This window comes from bacterium Unc6, from assembly GCA_013626165.1.
In the GTDB taxonomy this organism is placed as follows: domain Bacteria; phylum Omnitrophota; class Gorgyraeia; order Velesiimonadales; family Velesiimonadaceae; genus Velesiimonas; species Velesiimonas alkalicola.
Genome location: NDHX01000004.1, coordinates 46,116 through 65,722, shown reverse-complemented (window position 1 = coordinate 65,722; position 19,607 = coordinate 46,116). Strand labels below are relative to the sequence as shown.

15 protein-coding genes are annotated in these 19,607 nt (G+C 37.5%); 7 read left to right on the top strand and 8 right to left on the bottom strand.

The window, feature by feature from the left end; genetic code table 11:
• Positions 1-257 precede the first annotated feature (257 nt).
• The 8 genes from B9J78_02645 to B9J78_02610 all read right to left on the bottom strand — a co-directional run bounded on the left by B9J78_02645 (position 258) and on the right by B9J78_02610 (position 9,461).
• The gene (locus tag B9J78_02645) at positions 258-1,424 is read right to left on the bottom strand and encodes a 1-deoxy-D-xylulose-5-phosphate reductoisomerase (protein ID MBA2123827.1); all 1,167 of its coding nucleotides are present in this window, start codon (positions 1,422-1,424) and stop codon (positions 258-260) included.
• A 34-nt stretch (positions 1,425-1,458) separates the two neighbouring features.
• Positions 1,459-2,091: a hypothetical protein gene (locus tag B9J78_02640; GenBank protein ID MBA2123826.1), complete on the bottom strand. Its 633-nt coding sequence runs from the start codon at positions 2,089-2,091 to the stop codon at positions 1,459-1,461.
• A gap of 2 nt (positions 2,092-2,093) precedes the next feature.
• Entirely contained in the window at positions 2,094-3,311 is a 1,218-nt protein-coding gene (locus tag B9J78_02635; protein MBA2123825.1) for a histidinol dehydrogenase, read from the bottom strand.
• Positions 3,308-5,965 (bottom strand): alanine--tRNA ligase, encoded by a 2,658-nt coding sequence (locus B9J78_02630; GenBank protein MBA2123824.1) that lies wholly within the window; start codon positions 5,963-5,965, stop codon positions 3,308-3,310. Before B9J78_02630 ends, B9J78_02635 begins: the two co-directional genes overlap by 4 nt.
• A gap of 47 nt (positions 5,966-6,012) precedes the next feature.
• Positions 6,013-6,462 carry a hypothetical protein gene (locus B9J78_02625; protein ID MBA2123823.1) on the bottom strand — a complete coding sequence of 150 codons (450 nt, stop codon included), beginning with the start codon at positions 6,460-6,462 and terminating at the stop codon, positions 6,013-6,015.
• Positions 6,462-7,460 carry a hypothetical protein gene (locus B9J78_02620; protein MBA2123822.1) on the bottom strand — a complete coding sequence of 333 codons (999 nt, stop codon included), beginning with the start codon at positions 7,458-7,460 and terminating at the stop codon, positions 6,462-6,464. Before B9J78_02620 ends, B9J78_02625 begins: the two co-directional genes overlap by 1 nt.
• 82 nt (positions 7,461-7,542) lie before the next feature.
• Positions 7,543-7,998, bottom strand: coding sequence for a hypothetical protein (locus B9J78_02615; GenBank protein MBA2123821.1), 456 nt, complete (start codon positions 7,996-7,998; stop codon positions 7,543-7,545).
• A gap of 38 nt (positions 7,999-8,036) precedes the next feature.
• Positions 8,037-9,461 carry a hypothetical protein gene (locus tag B9J78_02610; GenBank protein MBA2123820.1) on the bottom strand — a complete coding sequence of 475 codons (1,425 nt, stop codon included), beginning with the start codon at positions 9,459-9,461 and terminating at the stop codon, positions 8,037-8,039.
• Between the two features lie 181 nt (positions 9,462-9,642).
• Between B9J78_02610 and B9J78_02605 the strand changes: the two genes are divergently transcribed.
• From B9J78_02605 to B9J78_02575, 7 genes are all read left to right on the top strand, one after another.
• Positions 9,643-10,572: a hypothetical protein gene (locus B9J78_02605; GenBank protein ID MBA2123819.1), complete on the top strand. Its 930-nt coding sequence runs from the start codon at positions 9,643-9,645 to the stop codon at positions 10,570-10,572.
• Positions 10,573-10,632: 60 nt separating this feature from the next.
• Positions 10,633-11,733 (top strand): galactokinase, encoded by a 1,101-nt coding sequence (locus B9J78_02600; GenBank protein MBA2123818.1) that lies wholly within the window; start codon positions 10,633-10,635, stop codon positions 11,731-11,733.
• On the top strand, positions 11,730-12,971 hold the full coding sequence (locus B9J78_02595; GenBank protein ID MBA2123817.1) for a competence/damage-inducible protein A: 1,242 nt from the start codon (positions 11,730-11,732) through the stop codon (positions 12,969-12,971). The genes B9J78_02600 and B9J78_02595 overlap by 4 nt, the downstream gene beginning before the upstream one ends.
• The gene (locus tag B9J78_02590) at positions 12,950-14,830 is read left to right on the top strand and encodes a tRNA uridine-5-carboxymethylaminomethyl(34) synthesis enzyme MnmG (protein ID MBA2123816.1); all 1,881 of its coding nucleotides are present in this window, start codon (positions 12,950-12,952) and stop codon (positions 14,828-14,830) included. The genes B9J78_02595 and B9J78_02590 overlap by 22 nt, the downstream gene beginning before the upstream one ends.
• Entirely contained in the window at positions 14,796-15,815 is a 1,020-nt protein-coding gene (locus B9J78_02585) for a hypothetical protein (protein ID MBA2123815.1), read from the top strand. Before B9J78_02590 ends, B9J78_02585 begins: the two co-directional genes overlap by 35 nt.
• Positions 15,816-15,824: 9 nt before the next feature.
• Positions 15,825-16,367, top strand: a complete 543-nt coding sequence (locus B9J78_02580; protein ID MBA2123814.1) for a D-lyxose/D-mannose family sugar isomerase — start codon at positions 15,825-15,827, stop codon at positions 16,365-16,367.
• 93 nt (positions 16,368-16,460) lie between these two features.
• Positions 16,461-19,598 (top strand): DNA methyltransferase, encoded by a 3,138-nt coding sequence (locus B9J78_02575; GenBank protein ID MBA2123813.1) that lies wholly within the window; start codon positions 16,461-16,463, stop codon positions 19,596-19,598.
• Positions 19,599-19,607 lie beyond the last annotated feature (9 nt).

Below are 19,607 nucleotides of genomic sequence, written 5' to 3'. Positions count from 1 at the left end.
CTATACTGCATTGAAAACAAAATAAGGATTGCATTGATTACACAGATTTTTAAATCCGATTACACAGATTTCGACAGCAATCTTTATCTGTGTAATCTAAACTAATCTGTGTAATCATACCTTTATTTATTTGACAGAGCACCATAGAATATAAAAAAATGTCAAATACTCGTATTTCGTATACCGTATTACGTCGCCTATCACCTGTATTTCGTTTTTTTAACGATATACGGAATACGATATACGGCTTTCAGCTGTCACCAGTTGCCAGAGGAGATGGAGTTTGCTTCTCTTTTTGCCCACTCTGCGCTTTCAATAACATCCTCTACACTTTTTACTTTTTTTACCCTGTGTTTTTTCATAACATTAAAAATAATCTTTGGTATATCAATAAATTTTATTTGCCTTTTAAGAAATTTTTCTACCGCAACCTCATTAGCAATACTCATAACACAGGGAAGTGTGCCTCCTATTTTTGCAGCCTTATATCCCAGTGCAAGACAGGGAAAAAGTTTTTTATCAGGTTTTTCAAATGTAAGATTTTTAATCTTTATTAAATTAAGATATTTTGCAAAAGATTTTTCTCTTAAAGGATATGTCAGTGCATACTGGATAGGAATCTTCATATCGGTATCACTCAACTGTGCAACCACAGAGCCATCTATAAACTCTACAAATGAATGAACAATAGCTTGCGGATGGATAAGAACCTCTATTTTATCCGAAGGTATATCAAAAAGATGCGTTGCCTCAATAACCTCAAGTCCTTTGTTCATAAGGGTTGCAGAATCAACGGTGATTTTTTTCCCCATTTTCCATTTTGGATGTGATAATACATTTTTAATATCTACCGAACCTATCCTATCTTTTGAATACCCTCTTAAGGCTCCACCAGAACCTGTAAGATATATCTTATGAACCTCTGTTTTTTTACCTGCAGAAAGACACTGAAATATTGCACTGTGTTCCGAATCAACCGGTATTATCTGTGAACCACATCTATTGGCCATTTCCATAATTAAAGAGCCAGCCATAACAATGGGTTCTTTGTTTGCAATTGCAATCCTTTTGCCCTCCTGTATGGCACTTAATATTGCGGTAAGACCGTAACTTCCGCTTGTTGCAATAACAACTGTTTCAGAATGTATCTTTACCGCTTCTATCAGTCCTTTTTCTCCCCATAATATACTTGTTTTTTTTAGAGGGGTAAGTCTTTTTTTTAACTCTTCTGCTTTCTTTTCATCTTGGACAACCACAAGACTGGGAACATATTTCTTGCACTGTTTTTCTAAAAGTTTTATGTTTTCTCCGGCTGCAAGTGCAACAACCTTAAAACCCTCTTCAAGAGTATCTATAACCTCAAGAGTATCTGTTCCGATACAGCCGGTAGAACCAAGTATCGCAATATGTGTTATTGTCTGCATAATTTTTCTTACCAGTAAACTGTTGACTGTGGACTTAAATTATTCTTCCTTTTGTGGACGGAAAATCTGCCCTTTTTTCAATGGCTACGGCTTCTGCAAATGCCTTACCGCATGCCTTGAATATAGATTCAATTGTATGGTGGGGGTCCTCAGATTTTAACACATCTATATGCATAGTAATAAGAGATGAACCTGCAAAGGACTTGAAGAAATGTTTTACATCCTGTAATAAATATTTAGCACCTTTTGCTGTTTGTATTGCGCCTTGCGGGATTGATATATTTTTTACTCCCCTCGGTGTTGTCCAGTAAAAACCAGACCTTCCGCTTATATCCACTGCGACCCTGACCCCTGTCAAAGACTCATCCATAGGAACTATTGCACTACCAAATCTTTTTATACTTCTCCTATTTTTTAAGGCATCCGATATTGCCAGGCCCAGCGCAATACCTATATCTTCATTTGTATGGTGTATATCTACACTTAAATCACCTGCTGATTTTAAGTTTATATCTACAAATGAAAATTTACAAAAAAGTGCAAGCATGTGGTCAAGAAACGGTATCCCTGTATCTGTCCTTGCACTTCCTTTTCCGTATAATCTTAAATCTAGTGTTATATCGGTTTCTTTTGTTTTTCTATGAATTTTTATAGTTTGTTTTTTCATATCTAAAGTCTTGCATTCACAGACTCTAAATGTTTTGACATACCCTCGGCCTCTGAAATTTTCTCTACAACACATCTTATATTCTCAAGTGATTTTTTTGTCATACCAATGATATGGGTCTTCTTAACAAAATCCAGAACAGAAAGTCCTGAGAAAAATCTTGCTGTTCCTCCTGTTGGAAGAACATGTGACGGACCTGCCACATAGTCTCCCACTGCTGTGGGAGTATACTGACCTATAAAAATTGCACCTGCGTTTCTTATATTTTTTAAAACATTGTAAGGATTTTTTACCATTATCTGAATATGTTCGGGCGCAATCCTGTTTGAAATCTCCGCCGCTTCTTCCAAATTTTTAACCTTTATTATAAAACCTCGGACATCTTTATCTTTTACCTGTCTTATAAGGCTTTTTGAAGGGGTTATCAGTATAGAAACACCCATAGAATGTTCTGCCTGTGCTTTCATATCTGCAACGATATATTTTGGATTTGTGTGTTGGTTTGCAATTATTACAACTTCACTGGGTCCTGCTAAAGAATCCACATCAACATAACCAAATACCTGCCTTTTTGCCTCTGTTACATAAACATTTCCGGGCCCCACTATCTTATCTACTCTGGGTATGGTTTTTGTTCCCAGTGCAAGCGCAGCAATTGCCTGTGCTCCCCCTACCTTAAACACAGCCTTTACTTTCAAAAGGTTTGCAACAGCCAGTATATACGGATTTACATATCCCTCTTTATCCGGAGGGGTTGTAAGATAAATTTCTTTTACACCCGCAATCTGTGCCGGAACCACTGTCATATAAACAGTAGAAATAAGGGGTGCTGTTCCGCCTGGTATATAGATGCCTACTTTTTCTATCGGAGTTATAATCTCTCCGAGCACCATCCCATCAGGATGCTTTGTCTTCCAGGATTTGAGAGGTTTTTTCTCATAGAAGTTTCTTACATTTTTTATTGCAAATTTTAGAGCATCAAGAAAATCGGGTTTTAAGTCCTGGTATGAACCGTTTATTTCGTTTTCTGAAACCTGTAACTGCTTACTATGAATTTTTACCCTGTCAAACTTTCTTGTGTATCTTAAAAGTGCCCTGTCACCGCTCAGCCTTACATCTTCTATTATCTTTGATACAACAGACTCTACCCGCCTTCTTCTTTGTATAGACCTGTTATAAATTTCTTCTAATCTTCTTTGTGAAAACTTAATGACCTTCATTTTTCTCTCTGACTGATAATTGTTGCTTTTAGATATTCTTTTGCAAATGCAATTGCTTCGTCTATCTTTTCTATGTTTTTTCCCCCAGCCTGACCCAAACCTGGTTTTCCTCCACCGGCACCGCCTACCTTTTTTGCAACCTCATTTGCAAGTCTTCCGGCATTTATCTTTGAAGTAAGGTCATTGCTTACAGCTGTTGCAATTATTACCCTGTCTTCTTTTATAGAAAGCAGGACAACGCTTGCACTTTTTACACTGCTTTTTATCCTGTCTAATATGGCTCTTAACTGTTTATCATTGGCATCTTTAATATTTTTAACTACCACAAGTGTATCCTGTATCTTGCAGGAATCCTGTAAAATATCTGATATATCTTCCGTCCCTCTGGTTTTAAGCAGAAAGTTTTCTTTTTCAATATCCTTCAGACAGATTTGAATCTTTTCAATGGCAGGAATAATCCTTTGTTCCTGCGTATTTAACACTTTTGAAATCTCTGATAATTTTTTCTGTTTTTCTTTTACAAAATTATATGCTTCTTCTCCTGTAATTGCTTCAATTCTTCTTATACCGCCTGCAACAGATGTCTCACTTAAAATTATAAAAAGCCCTGTCTGACCTGTTGACCCTATGTGTGTCCCTGCACAAAGTTCTTTTGACACTTCCTGTATGCTTACCAATCGTACCTTTTCAGTATACTTCTCTATAAAAAGTGTCGTGGCACCCTGTTCTTTGGCATCTTCAAATGTTGTCGTTCTTATATCCAACGGGATATTTTCCAGTATAACCTGATTTACTTTTTTTTCTATCTGGTCTATGTCCTCATCATCTATCGCCTCAAAGTGTGTAAAATCAAAACGAAGCCTGTCAGGTCCCACATATGAGCCCGATTGCTCAACATGGCTTCCAAGAACCTGTCTTAAAATAGACCGGAGGATATGTGTTGCAGTGTGATTTCTTGCAATAGAAAGCCTTCTTTGTTTGTCCACAATTGAAGATACACACTGTCCTATGCCAATGCTTCCCTGTTTGACCCTACACCTGTGTAAGATTGTATCTGCTATTTTATATGTATTATAAACCTCTGTTATAGAATTTTCTGTCCTTAAAAAGCCAGTATCTCCTACCTGACCGCCTGATTCTGCATAAAAAGGGGTCCTGTCTAATATAACCTCAACCTCTGCCTCAGACTCTTCTTTTCTTACCCATTCCTGATTTTTTAATATGCCTATAATTTTTGAATCTGAAAACAGCGTCTCATATCCTACAAAAGAAGATATAATATCTTTATCTTTTATTTTTTCTGAAAGAAGAGAAGTGGCAAATATCTGTCCTGCCATACTGCTTACCTTTCTTGATGCTTGTTTTTGTTGTTCCATACACAACTTAAAGCCTTCAAAATCTATATGAATATTTTTTTCTTTTGCAATTGTCTCTGTAAGATCCACAGGAAAGCCACATGTATCGTATAACTTGAAAACAACCTCACCAGATAAAACCTTCCCACCCGCCTTTACAGTATCTTCAATATAGTTGTTTAACAGGGCACTGCCCTCTTCAAGAGTCTTAATAAACCTTTTTTCTTCTGCAAGTATTATGCCTGATATACTTTCTCTTTTCTGCTGGAGTTCAGGATAGGGCTGTTTCATAATCTCTGCAATAAGAGGCACCATCCTATAAAGAAAAGGTTTTTTAATATCTATCTGGTTTGCAAATCTCATTGCCCTTCTAATAAGCATTCTTATTACATATCCCCTTCCATCGTTTGACGGCATAACACCATCTCCTACTGCAAAACAAACCGCCCTTATATGGTCAGCAATAACTTTTGATGAAACATTAAACTGTCCATTACCATTTTTTTTTGAATATGTTTTTATCATCCCTATAAGAGGTTTTATTATATCTATCTCATAGTTTGAAGAAACACTTTGCACAACTGCGGCGATTCTTTCAAGTCCCATACCCGTATCTATATTTTTATTCGGAAGGGCTTCAAGGATTCCATTACCTTCTTTAGACAATCTGTTGTATTGCGTGAACACAAGGTTCCACATCTCAACATATCTTCCGCAGGAACACTCTATATTACAGGAAGGATTATTGCATTCTTCTGAAGTGCCCTGGTCAAAATATATTTCAGAACAGGGTCCGCAAGGGCCATCAGGGCCTTCTTTTATTACATTAGAAGGCCAAAAATTTTCTTTATCTCCGCGCTGAATTATTCTTGAAGAAGGAACACCTATGTTTTTATTCCATATTCTGTCCGTCTCGTCATCACCTTTGTATGTTGAAATCCATAAAAGTTCTTGTTTAAGATTCATCCTCTGTGTAAGGAATTCCCATGACCATTCTATTGCTTCTTTTTTAAAATAATCCCCAAATGAAAAATTACCGAGCATCTCAAAAAATGTATGGTGTCTGGGGGTTTTCCCCACATTGTCTATATCGCTGGTTCTTAAACACTTCTGGCTGGAACAGGCTCTTTTAAAGTTTTTTACAAAACCGGTAAACTCTGCCTTAAACTGGTTCATCCCCGCACCGGCAAAAAGAAGTGTCGGGTCATCAAAAGGTATAAGAGATGAAGATGGAACTATCCTGTGCCCTTTGCTTTTGAAGAAATCTAAATAGATACTTCTTATTTCATCGGTTTTCAATTGCTTTTCAGGTTATTTAAACCGTAGGTGGCTATCAGTCTAATAGCCTACAGCCTGCCTATTTTACACCTTGGCTTGCCCAATATAGTGTTAAAAATAATATACTTCCTTAAACTTTCTACTGATTCAATCTCTAACCAGTCTTTTAAGTGAACAGGTGCTACACAATCTTTTTTTACAGGTATGTATTCTTTTTTTTCTTCAGTTTTTATCCCACCTGCCATAACCTCTGTGCGCGAAGGCTGGGCAGTGCCTTGTGCTTTAGCCTGCAGATAGGTGTTTACAGGTTGGGTTGATTTATGCACCTGTTTCTGAGGAGGAATTTCAACCTCCTCTTCCTGACCTATGACTTTAAAAATATCTTTCAGTGTCCACCCTTCATGTCCCTCGGGAGCAGAAGACTTTTTTTCTTTGATTGCATTAAGAAGGCTTGCTATTGTTGATATAACAAATATTACAATAACAATAAGGTATATCCATTTCTCTGCATTTTCCATTATTCTTCCTTTATTTTTTCAGGACCTGCTATTTTTTCTCTCATTTGTGTATCTGCCTGTATATTTTTTAAGTTATAATAATCCATAACTCCGAGTTTTCCCTCTCTGAATGCATATGCAATTGCCTTTGGAACCTCTGCCTCTGCTTCTACAACTTTGGCTTTCATCTCCTGTGTTTTTGCTTTCATTTCCTGTTCCTGTGCAACTGCAAGGGCCCTTCTTGTTTCGGCTCTTGCTCTTGCAACCTGTAGGTCTGCTTCTGCTTGTTTTGCCTGCAACTGTGCGCCAATATTTTCTCCGACATCTATATCTGCAATATCAATTGAAAGTATCTGAAATGCTGTTCCTGAATCAAGCCCTTTTGCAAGAACCGTTTTTGATATGGAATCAGGATTTTCAAGAACCCTTTTATATGTTTCCGAAGAACCTATGGTAGATACTATCCCTTCTCCAACACGAGCAACGATTGTTTCTTCTGTTGCTCCTCCAACAAGCCTTTCAATATTCGTTCTTACAGTGACCCTTGCCTTGGCCCTTAATTGAATCCCATCCATAGCAACTGCGTCTATGTTTTCTTTTCTACTGTCTTTTGCAGGACAGTCTATTACCTTCGGATTTACACTTGTTTTTACAGCATCAAGGACATCTCTCCCGGCAAGGTCAATTGCACAGGCTCTTTCAAATGTAAGCCCTAGGTTCGCCTTATCTGCTGCAATAAGTGCATATACAACCTTTACAACATCTCCTCCTGCAAGATAGTGTGCTTCTAATGCATCGGATGAAAGCGAAATACCTGCCTTATGGCTACTTATCAGAGACGGAACAATTATCTCAGGCCTTACCGCTCTTAACCTCATACCAACAAGACTGATTACACTTACCTTTACCCCAGATGCAACTGCTGCAATCCACAGCCTTATAGGAATAAGATGTACAAACAAAAAAAGGAAAACTACTACTACTGCTACAACAACAATAAATACTAGTGGCACTTGCATATTTTCCTCCTATATTATTAGAGCACCAGAGCACCAGTGCACCAGTGCACCAGTCGCCTGTCGCTCAGTCGCCTATATTCTGTTATCCATTGCCTTTCTTCACTATCGCTGTGCTTCCTTCAATACAAACAACAACTATCTCTTTGTCCTTTTCTATAAATATCCCTTCTGCTTGAACATCTGTCCTTTGTCCTTCAATCTCTGCAATACCAGAAGGCCTCAAAGCAGAAAGGGTTTTCCCCTTTTTTCCAATAAGATTTTCAATCCCTTCCGGAGACGACTTAAAACCGGACTTAGAATCCACAGTCTTTGAGAGGTTCAACTTTTTCCATGCACTGGTTTTTGGTAATAATTTGAGTCCAAGTATAATAACAAGCAAGCTTCCAGCACTTACTACACTGCCGGCCCATATATTTAGTTCTGTATAACTTAGCCAGGATCCATATGCAAGAAGCCCGAGTCCTGATATACCAACTATACCCAAACCTGGGATTATAAAAAATTCTATCAATAATAGAACAAATCCTAAAACGAGCATAGATAAAATAAAAAATATTATTGGTAGTGTATCTATGTTTATACCTCTTTAACTATTACCCTGGAGCCTTCAATTTTTACTACTATAACAGGATTCCCATTTTCTATAAATTCACCCTGTGTTTCTGCATCTATAAGTTCGTTTTCAATTCTTATTCTTCCGCTGGGTCTTAAATATGTATCTGCAATACCTGTCCTGCCAACGTACTTTTTTAGTCTGTTTGCTTCCGATGTATAGCCTAGCTCTTTTTTTTGTTCTGTAGCAAGTATAAGACGTTTCCAAAAATGTGTTCTTGGTAAAAATCTCATAGTCAATATCCATACTAAAATGGAACCAACAAGTGCATATGTTATAACATAAAATGCCTGTGTAATTTCAAACTGCTCTGGTTTGAATGGGTGCTTTACCATAGCAAGAAACAGGCTTGTAACAACGAGTATTATACCGGAAATACCTGCAATTCCAAATCCGGGTGTAATAAAAATTTCAAGAATTAAAAGCCCTACGCCTACTGTAAAAAGTATTATCTCAATCCAGTTTGCAAGTCCTACAAGATAATGTCCCCAGAAAAAAAGTATAAGGAATATTACACCAATTGTTCCTGAAATTCCCCACCCGGGCATCCGTAATTCACTCAACAGCCCTAAAAATCCCAGTGTAAGAAGAAGAGAACTAACCATAGGGTCGGTAAAGAATCTTACCATAGCCTCGGCCCAGTTCATTGTTTTTTTAATCACTTCATATTCAGAGAAGCCTTCCCCCCTTATTACATCATCAACTGTATCTACAACATTGTATGCAAGTTTAAGGGTTTTTGCTTCACCGGCACTTAAATTTAAAAGCTTTCCTCTTCCAAATCCGACAGGAGCAGGAACAGTCCTTATCTTTCCTTCACCCACCCGCTCCTTTTTAATATTATATTCTTCTTCCTTGACTGCACTTGTAATTCCTTCATACTCTATCATTTTTAACAATATATCCTTATCTACCATTTTTTCAGCCAGAACAGGACTATGTCCATTTTCTTCTGCAGTTGAACGAAATTTTGCCCTTACAGCAGATATTGATTTTTCGTCAATCTCAGGAGAGCCGAAGAGACTAACCCTTCTTGGTTCCGCAGAACCTATGCTTGAGCCTTTAGCCATATATATTTTTTGACAAGAAAGACTGATAAGGGCCCCTGCTGACCAGGCTTTTCCTCTTACAAATGCAATAACAGGTATTGGTTTTGCGCCTGAAATATAAGAACTTATCTGGTCAACAGCATCAAGCCTTCCACCATGGGTATCTATATCAAGTATTATTGCAGAAGCGTTTGATTGTTTTGCCTCTTCTATCGCTCTTTTTACAAATGAGGAAAGTCCAAGGTCTATTGTGCCCTTGATAGGGATTATATAAGCATTTGAAAAAAGATTAAAAGGAAAAACAAGAAAACACAATAATATCAGCATTCTTAAAACCATAGGCTTATTATACCATCATCTTTATATTTTTGTAAAATTAAATTTTTAAAAAACCCGAGCCTAACAATGGCATTATGATATTCGTTCCTATTCCTAAATGGGGAATATACCCAAAGAATTGAATTTAAATATTTTTATGAGATAATATAAAAAAGAGTGAAGATTATACCAGGAGGTAGATATGAAAGCAAAAATATTTTTAATATTGTTTTTAACAGTTTTTTCAATTCAGGGTTTTTCAGGCAGACTAAGTAAAGATGAACAGTTAAGAGAACTGCAAAAAGAGTTTCAATGGTGGCCCACAGATGCACAGCCAGGTCCTGTCCGAGATGAAAGGGGCGGATACTGGTGGTGGCCCAAGGAGCCGGGCGAGGCACGTCCCTGGGGAAACAGGGGATATATTTTTGTACATAAAATAATATATGACTACAAAGCAGATGAACTTCCCCCACCTGAACCAGGGGAATTAAGACCATCTCTTCTTGTTAAGAAAATACTTAGAAATGTAAAGATATATTTTGATTTTGACAAAAGTGATTTAAGGAAAGACCATATAAAAATATTAGAAGATGCCGCTAGAGTATTAAGAGCCAACAGGGAAACAGATATACTTATAACAGGCAACTGTGATGTAAGAGGCTCCATTGAGTACAATTATAGATTAGGTAGAAGAAGAGCAGCATCTGTCCAAAGGTTTTTAATAGAAAGAGGGATCTCTGAACAAAGGATAAGAATGATAAGCAGAGGCAAACTTGATGCGGTTGCGACTGTAAAAGATATCAAAGGTATGCAAAGAGACAGGAATGCCCACTTTATTATTGCAGAGGTAGAAGAGATAATGCTTCCAGCAGGGGAGGTGCCGAAAGATCATCGGGCAATCAAAACAGGTGAAGAAACATATATCATAGAAGAAAGATTGTATATAGAAAGTGCTGAAAAAGTTTTTCAAAAAGAATACACTGTAAAAAAAGGCGATACCCTGTGGAAAATTGCAAAAGAACACTTAGGTGACGGGAACAGGTGGCGGACACTGTATAATTTAAATAAAGCAAGAATAAGAGATCCAAACAAATTAAAACCCGGAACAAAGATAACAATAGTGATTGAATAGCCCCAATATCTGGTGCCTGGTGCTCTGGTGCCTGGTGCTCTGTTAACATAGGAGATTAAAATGTCTGAAATAAATGTTGCAGCACCGGGAAGAGTAAATCTTATAGGGGAACATACAGACTATAACGACGGATTTGTCCTTCCTGTGGCAATAGATAGATATATAAGAATAAGAGCGAAAAAAAGAAGCGACAGGAAGATAATTCTTCATTCAAAGCTATTTGACCAGACATATGAAGGGAGTATTGAAAAAATAGAAAAAAGTCAGTTCCATTGGGCAAACTATATACTGGGGGTTAGTTTTGAATTGCAGAAACAGGGTAAGACCCTTTCTGGTATTGAGGCTGAGATTGACGGAAATATCCCCATAGGTTCTGGTTTAAGTTCATCTGCTGCAATGGAGGTTGCGGGTTTAATGATGTGGATGAAATTAAATGGTTTTGATGTTGTCCCAATCAGAGGAATAAGGTTATGTCAGAGGGCTGAAAATGAGTTTGTAGGAACAAGATGTGGAATAATGGACCAGTTTGCATCTGCACTGGGAAAAAAAAAGAATGCACTATTTCTTGATTGCAGAAGTCTTAAATATAAGTATGTTCCTGTACCGGATGGGTTCTGTTTTGCTGTTGTAGATAGCAAAGTAAAACGGCAACTTGTTGATTCAGAGTATAACAGAAGAAGGGCTGACTGTGAACAGGGTGTTCGGATGCTTAATGCCAGTGGATTAAAAATAAAAGCGCTCAGGGATATAACCCCTGATGTATTGCTCAGATACAGAAAAAAGTTTTTAGGAAACATATGGTCAAGATGTGAACATGTTGTAAGGGAAATAGAAAGGACTGTGAAGGCTGCTGAATTTCTTAAAAAAAATGATGTTGTTGGGTTTGGCAAACTTATGTATGAATCGCATACATCGCTTCGTGATCTTTATTCGGTAAGTTGTAAAGAACTTGATATACTTGTAAGGCTTGCAAAAAACTTTCCCGGTGTTTATGGAAGCAGAATGACAGGTGCAGGCTTTGGGGGATGCACCGTTACACTTCTTAAAAGGGAAAGGTTTGATGGATTTTCAAAATATATAAAAGAAAACTATTTTAAGAAAACTAATATAAACTGTGATACATACAGATTTGAACCATCAAAAGGCGCCTTATTATTATGAAAGCAGAAATTATTTGTATAGGGACAGAACTTCTTACAGGTGATATCTTAAATACTAATGTAAGGTTTGTATCTGAAAAAATGGCTCAAAGGGGTATAGATGTCCACTATCATACCGATGTCGGGGACAACCCTGAAAGAATTGGGAGTGTTTTTAAAAGTGCGGTCAAAAGGTCTGATATAGTAATAGCAACAGGCGGACTTGGTGCCACAGTAGATGATGTAACAGTCCGATCTGTCTCAAAGATATTTAATATCCCTCTTGTCTTACATAAAAAAACATTAAAAAACATAAAAAGATTTTCAAGAGAAAAAAATATTGATGTTTCATTAGATATAAAACAGGCATATGTCCTAAAAGGTTCAAGGGTAATAGAAAACAGTATCGGGACAGCACCAGGTATATATATAAAAATAAAAGCATGTGATGTGTTTCTTTTTCCAGGCGTTTCCAGAGAAATGCAAACGATGGTAGAAGGGTATCTGATGACTTATCTTAAAAAGCACTCTAAACAGAGTCTTTTTACACGAACAATTAAAACTATGGGCATCAGAGAATCAGAGGTAAATGAAAAAGTAAAAGATATTTTAACCCTCGGCCCTGATATAACAGTTGGAATTTATGCTCATCTTTCACAGGTAGAATTAAGAATAAGAACAAAGGCAAAAGATATAGAACAGGCAAACAAAAAATTTGAAAGTGTAGAAAAAGAAATAGAAAAAAGACTAAAAAATAACATCTTTGGGAAAGACAAGGAAACCCTTGAAGAGGTTGTAGGGGCTCTACTTTTAAAAAACTCATCAACACTATCGGTTGCCGAATCCTGCACAGGAGGGCTTCTGTCAAACAGGATAACAAATGTTTCGGGAAGTTCAAAATATTTTTTGGTAGGAATTACATCATACAGCAATGAAAGTAAAATAAAAATTTTAGGTGTTCAAGAAAGACTGATTAAAAGATATGGTGCAGTAAGTGAACAAATTGCAGAACAGATGGCAGAAGGAGTTAAGAGGATTTCAAACAGCACATATGCTATTGGTATTACCGGAATTGCAGGACCCGGAGGCGGAACAAAACAAAAACCTGTCGGACTTGTTTTTATTTCAATCGCAGACAAAAAAGATATACATACACATAGGTTTATATTTTCAAGCCCTAGAGAAGATATAAAGCACACCACTGTCCAGTATGCTCTGAATCTTATAAGACTAAATATATGGAAAAACAGTTTGATGTAGCCATAGTAGGGGCGGGACACTCTGGCACAGAAGCAGCCCTTGCATCAAGCAGGATGGGGTGCTCAACACTTCTTATAACCTTAAGCCTTGATAAGATAGGTGAATGTTCTTGCAATCCTGCAATCGGCGGGATTGGGAAGGGACAGCTTGTAAAAGAAATAGATGCGCTTGGCGGCCAGATGGGACTTGCAGCAGACGTTTGCGGCATACAATTTAAAAGGCTTAACACATCTTATGGCCCTGCTGTAAGGTCTTCAAGGTGTCAGATAGACAGGAAAGAATATAGAATATATATAAGACAGATTCTTGAAAATCAGAAAAACCTTAAAATAATTGAGGCAGAGGTTACAGGGTTAAAAACAAGGGCTAACTCTATCTGTTCTATTGAAATTAATAATCAGGAACAGATTGAATGTAAGGCCGCTGTTTTTTGCCCCGGGACATTTTTCAGGGGAATTATACATATCGGACTTGAAAATTTTCCCTCTGGAAGATTGCAAGAAAAGGCTGTTTCAAAAGTGGCTATCCAGATTCAAGATATGGGTTTTAGTGTGGGACGCTTTAAGACCGGAACCTGTCCCAGGATTGATATAAAAACAATAAACCTTGAAAAATTAAAAAAAATAGAAGGTGATACCCCGCCATCTGGTTTTTCATTTAGAACAAAACCGATGAAACAGGAACAAATCCTGTGTTATCTTACATACACAAACAAAACCACACATCAGATTATTTTAAATAACCTGAACCGTTCACCGCTTTATACAGGTGTAATAAAAGCAAAAGGTGTAAGATACTGCCCTTCAATAGAAGATAAGGTTGTCCGATTTTCAAACAGGGAAAGACACCACATATTTATAGAACCGGAAGGAAGACACACACCCCAGGCGTACCTTAATGGAATATCCACAAGCCTTCCGAAAGATGTACAAGAAAAAATGATTCATAGCATAGAGGGACTTAAAAAGGCACAATTCTTGCAGTACGGATATGGCATTGAGTATGATTTTATAGAACCAACACAATTAAAACATACACTTGAAACAAAAAATATAAGGGGACTTTTTTTTGCAGGACAAATAAATGGAACTACCGGCTACGAAGAAGCAGCAGCACAGGGTCTTATAGCAGGCATAAATGCAGCGCTTTTTATAAAAGAAAAAGAGCCGTTTATTATGCACAGATATGAGGGATATATCGGTGTTCTTATGGATGACCTTGTAACAAAAGGAACTGACGAGCCATACAGGATGTTCACATCAAGGGTTGAGTACAGACTTATTTTAAGAGAGGACAATGCGCACATAAGACTTTCAAGATATGGTTACAGGTTTGGACTTTTATCAGAGGGTTTTTATAGAGAAGTAGAAAGGAAAAAGAAGATTATTGAAGAAGAAAAACAACATCTGAAAACAACGATGATACTTCCCTTAAATATGGGTTCAATAAACAGGCCTGTAAGCCTTGATGAATTTTTAAAAAGACCCGATGTTACATATTCAGATATAAAAATACTTTATAAAAAAGCTGAAGATTTAGAAGAGGATGTTGCGTTTCAGGTTCAGACTGATGTAAAATATGAGGGATATATACAGCGACACTTAAAAGAAATTGAAAAAACAAAACACCTTTCAAAAATAAAAATACCTAAAGGTATGGATTTTTCAAAAATATCAGGGCTTTCAAAAGAAATAGTTGAAAAACTTTCAAAAAGGCAACCAGAAGACCTTGCACAGGCATCTAAAATCTCAGGCATAACCCCTTCTGCAATATCAATATTAAATGTATATATAAAAAAGTTTAATATTACGGAGGATAACAAAAATGAAACTCTGGGGAAAAGAATTCACAAAGGATGAACTTCTTAAAAGGGTTGGCAATATTTCTCAGATTGGAGGAATAAAACAGTATCAACTTCAAGACGGCAGGGAAAAGGGTGTTTCTGCTATTGACTTTAAAACCGGCACAGGTTTTAAATTTACTGTTCTTCCTGGAAGAGGGATGGATATAGCGTCTTGTGAATACAAAAGTATACCCCTGGCATGGATTTCTCCCACAGGGATTGTTTCACCCTATTATTTTGAACCTGAGGGGACAGGATTTTTAAGAAGTTTTTTTGGCGGACTTCTTACAACCTGCGGATTAACTTATATTGGAAGGCCCTGTGTTGATAAAGGTAAAAAACTTGGTCTTCACGGTAGAATATCTAACATCCCTGCAGGTAGTGTTTGTGTAGATGAGATATGGGAAAACAATGATTACATTATGTCTGTAAAAGGAAAAATGTATGAGGTTTCAAATTTTGAAGAAAACATCTGCCTTGAAAGAAAAATCCAGGCGAAAATGGGCGAAAATAGACTCTTTATCCAGGATAAAATAGAAAATTTAGGATATCAAAATACAGAGCATATGATACTTTATCACTTCAATTTTGGATTTCCCCTTATTGATAAAAATGTAAAACTGATACTACCCCCCGGCAAGACAAAGCCAAGGAATGGTGAAGCAGAAAAAGAAAGATGGAACAGGTTCTCATTGCCTATCCCTGGCTATAAAGAAAAGTGCTACTACCACAATATAGAACCTGATAAAAATGGCAGTGTCCAGGTATTCATTGAGAATAAGAATATAGGTATTCGTTTTTATATTAAGTATTTCAAGAACGAACTTCCCTGTCTTATCCAGTGGAAGATGATGGGACAGGGTATGTATGTTCTCGGTATTGAACCATCTAACTGTCTTGTTGAGGGAAGGGCAAAGGAAAGAAAATCAGGAAGATTGCAATTCTTAAAACCAGGTGAGAGCAGAAGATATAGTCTTGAGGCAGGAATAGAACAGATATAGGAGGATGAGATGCTCACAAAAATGCAATTAAAACTGGCGCAACAAAAAGCACTTAAGTACCTTGAAAAAGCAGGGATAGTTATTACAGAGCAAGAAAAGACAAAAATAGAGGTTGCAGATCTTGGTCTTGGAAGACTGAAAGATACAGGGGTTGAAATTCTTGTTTATGTAAATACCGACAGGTGTTGTGCAAAAGAAATTGTAATGTTTCCCTATCAAACCTGTCCTGAACACAGGCATCCTCCTGTTGGCAGTAAGCAGGGAAAGGAGGAGACCTTCCGGTGTAGATGGGGGAAAGTTTATCTTTATGTGCCTGGGAATCCAACTCATAAGTTAAAGGCAAAACCTCCGAAAGGAAAAGAGAAGTATTATACGGTCTGGAATCAGATAGAACTCAGTCCAGGCAGCCAATATACATTGCAACCAGACACACTTCACTGGTTCCAGGCAGGAAAAGATGGTGCAGTAGTATCAGAATTTTCTACGAAATCAATGGACGAATTTGATATATTTACTGACCCAGAAATTCAAAGAATTACAAAAGTGCAATAAACAGCTACATATTCTACATAATTACACAAAATTTACCATTATCATAGAAGAGTAAGAGAGGCAAATAAGATTTAGCTTAAGGAATAATCCCAGATGCTAAAGGCATATTTAAGAAAAATATTTGAGGTAGCCTTAAGAGAAGATGCCCGTGAGGAAAGTTATTATTCTACTCTGGAAGGACTTCTCCAAACCTTTTCTAACTCCATCAATAAAAAGCGGATTTATATCACTACCTTGCCTAAAAAGACTGATGCCGGCAACCCCGATTTTAGAATTTGGGATGGGAAGCAAAACATTGTCGGATACATAGAAGCAAAAAGGCCCATAGAGAAGAATCTTGATATTATAGAAGACACTGAGCAGCTTAAGAGATACCTTAAAACTTTTCCCAATCTTATCCTGACCAACTTTTTTGAATTTCGCTTGTACCGTAATGGGCAATTAATTGATAGAGTTCTTATTGCCCGGCCTTTTATTATCCACACATTAAAAACAATTCCCCCTGTAGAGAAGGAAAAAGATTTCCTGGGCTTATTAAACAAATTTTTCTCTTTCTCTCTTCCTCAAACCTATACCGCAGAGTCTTTGGCTATAGAACTGGCCAAAAGAACCCGTTTCTTGAAAGACCAAGTCATCATAGAAGAATTAAAAGAAGAGGAAGAAAAAGGCAAAGGTTTTATCCTGGGATTCTATAAGGCATTTCAGGAATATCTCATCAAGGGGCTTACCAGGGAAGATTTTGCCGATCTATACGCTCAGACTATCACCTATGGTCTTTTTGCGGCTCGCACTCGCTCACAAAATGGATTTAACCGCAAATTGGCTTATGATAATATCCCCGGCACTATCGGAATATTGCGAGATGTTTTTGAGTTTGTTTCTCGCGGCAAGTTGCCCCCGCAGATGGAATGGATTATAGACGATATTTCCGAAGTCTTAGCCGTTACTGATGTTAAAAATATCCTTCATCAGTATTTCCATGAAGGCAAGGGCAAAGACCCCATTGTCCACTTCTATGAAACTTTTTTAGCTGAATATGACCCACAAACGAGGGAAAAGAGGGGTGTCTATTATACTCCCGAACCTGTGGTCTCCTACATTGCCCGTTCCTTACAAGATATTTTGAAGGAACATTTTAATAGAGCAGATGGATTTGCCAGTGATTCGGTTACTGTTTTAGACCCGGCCGCCGGCACGCTTACCTTTTTGGCTGAGGCATCCAAATTAGCCGTAGAAGAATTTGTCTCCAAATATGGTGAGGGGGGTAAAGAAAAATTTATCAAGGAACATATCCTTAAAAATTTCTATGCCTTTGAACTAATGATGGCGCCCTATGCAGTTGGCCATTTAAAGATGTCTTTTCTATTAGAAGGACTTGGTTATAGACTCCAGAGGGACGATAGGGTCAAACTCTATCTCACTAATACCTTAGAGATGGAGGAGCTTGCCCAGGCCGAGATTCCCGGCATGGCTTCTCTTTCCGAGGAATCCCATTTAGCCGGGAAAGTTAAAAAAGAACAGCCTATACTGGTAATCCTCGGCAATCCGCCGTATTCAGGTCATTCCTCTAACATCGGTAATTGGATATCAAAAGAGATTAAGGCTTACTTTCAGGTTGACAGCAAACCACTTGGCGAGAAGAATCCAAAATGGCTTCAGGACGATTATGTTAAGTTTATTCGTTTTGCCCAGTGGAAGATAGACCAGGCAGGTGAAGGAGTCTTAGGATTTATCACCAATCATAGTTATCTTGATAATCCCACATTCAGAGGTATGCGGCAGTCTTTGATGAAGAGCTTTAACGAAATTTATATTTTAGATTTACATGGTAACAGTTTGAAAAAAGAGAAATGCCCCGATGGCTCTAAAGATAATAATGTATTTGATATTCAGCAAGGAGTGGCTATTGCTTTGTTTATAAAGAGTAAGCCCCCCATCCCCCCTTTAGAAAAGGGGGGTAAGGGGGGATTTGACTGTAAGGTCCATCATTCAGAGATTTGGGGATTGAGAGAAAAGAAAAGCGATTGGCTTTTGAGGAATGATATAAAAACGACCCAATGGAAAAAGCTAAGCCCAACAAGTCCTTATTACTTCTTTATCCCACGAGAAGAGAAAGGGAGAGAAATTTATGAGAAATACTGGAAAGTAACGGATATTTTTCCTGTTAATTGTGTTGGCATTGTTACGGCAAGAGATAAATTTGTAATTGATTTTGATAAAGATGTCTTAAAAAGACGGATAGCGATGTTCAGAAACCTATCAATGCCCGATGAACTTGTTAAACAGACTTTTAAATTAAAAGATACAAGAGGCTGGAAGTTTGCTGAAGTTAGAAGAGAATTAGCAAAAGATGACGATTGGGAGCAGGCAATTACAAAAATTCTCTACCGCCCTTTTGATAAACAATGGATTTTCTATCATGATGCTGTTATAGAACGCTCACGCAAAGAAGTAATGCAGCATATGATACAGGAGAATTTGGGCCTCCTTATTAAAAGGCAGAATAAGATGACACCATTTTCTTACACGTTTGTGTCAGATCTTATTGTTGAAAGTTGTGTTTTTGAAAGTGCTTTCGCAAACAATACTATTTGTCCTCTCTACCTCTACCCCAATACTGATAAGAAAGGTCTGTTCAGCCATTTAGAATCAGGCGAAAAGAAACCCAACCTCAACCCTGAATTAGTGGAAAAATTATCTCAAGTTTATAGCCAGGAGCCTTCTCCCGAAGAAATTTTCTTTTATATTTACGGCACTCTCTATTCCAATGTCTACCGCAAGAAATACGCTGAATTTTTAAAAGTAGACTTTCCGAGGATACCTTTTACGAAGGATTATGATTTGTTCATCAAAATGGAAAGATATGGAAAAGTCCTTGTTGGTTTGCATCTCTTGAAATCAATAGCGTTAGATGATCCCCTTGCCCAGTTTCCAGAAAGAGGCAGTGGAAGAATGGAGAATCCGAAATACAGTGAAAAAGAAAAAAAGGTCTACATCAACAAGGACCAATGTTTTGAGGGAATAGAAAAAGATGTTTGGGAATACCAAATCGGTGGTTATCAAGTGCTCAACAAATGGCTCAAAGACAGAAAAGGGAAAACCCTTTCCCTCAATGACATAAAACACTACTGCCAAATCGCCACCGCCCTGAAAAAGACAATAGAAATTCAAAAAAATATAGACAATCTATATCCAGAAGTAGAATGCTCGGTAATCTACAGTTGTGGATAAACGAACCGT

Excerpts from the sequence above, each read along its gene's own strand:
- B9J78_02645 (MBA2123827.1), bottom strand. The coding sequence starts at position 1,424 with ATGCAGACAATAACACATATTGCGATACTTGGTTCTACCGGCTGTATC.
- B9J78_02640 (MBA2123826.1), bottom strand. The coding sequence starts at position 2,091 with ATGAAAAAACAAACTATAAAAATTCATAGAAAAACAAAAGAAACCGAT.
- B9J78_02635 (MBA2123825.1), bottom strand. The coding sequence starts at position 3,311 with ATGAAGGTCATTAAGTTTTCACAAAGAAGATTAGAAGAAATTTATAAC.
- B9J78_02625 (MBA2123823.1), bottom strand. The coding sequence starts at position 6,462 with ATGGAAAATGCAGAGAAATGGATATACCTTATTGTTATTGTAATATTT.
- B9J78_02620 (MBA2123822.1), bottom strand. The coding sequence starts at position 7,460 with ATGCAAGTGCCACTAGTATTTATTGTTGTTGTAGCAGTAGTAGTAGTT.
- B9J78_02615 (MBA2123821.1), bottom strand. The coding sequence starts at position 7,998 with ATGCTCGTTTTAGGATTTGTTCTATTATTGATAGAATTTTTTATAATC.
- B9J78_02610 (MBA2123820.1), bottom strand. The coding sequence starts at position 9,461 with ATGGTTTTAAGAATGCTGATATTATTGTGTTTTCTTGTTTTTCCTTTT.
- B9J78_02605 (MBA2123819.1), top strand. The coding sequence starts at position 9,643 with ATGAAAGCAAAAATATTTTTAATATTGTTTTTAACAGTTTTTTCAATT.
- B9J78_02600 (MBA2123818.1), top strand. The coding sequence starts at position 10,633 with ATGTCTGAAATAAATGTTGCAGCACCGGGAAGAGTAAATCTTATAGGG.
- B9J78_02595 (MBA2123817.1), top strand. The coding sequence starts at position 11,730 with ATGAAAGCAGAAATTATTTGTATAGGGACAGAACTTCTTACAGGTGAT.
- B9J78_02590 (MBA2123816.1), top strand. The coding sequence starts at position 12,950 with ATGGAAAAACAGTTTGATGTAGCCATAGTAGGGGCGGGACACTCTGGC.
- B9J78_02585 (MBA2123815.1), top strand. The coding sequence starts at position 14,796 with ATGAAACTCTGGGGAAAAGAATTCACAAAGGATGAACTTCTTAAAAGG.
- B9J78_02580 (MBA2123814.1), top strand. The coding sequence starts at position 15,825 with ATGCTCACAAAAATGCAATTAAAACTGGCGCAACAAAAAGCACTTAAG.
- B9J78_02575 (MBA2123813.1), top strand. The coding sequence starts at position 16,461 with ATGCTAAAGGCATATTTAAGAAAAATATTTGAGGTAGCCTTAAGAGAA.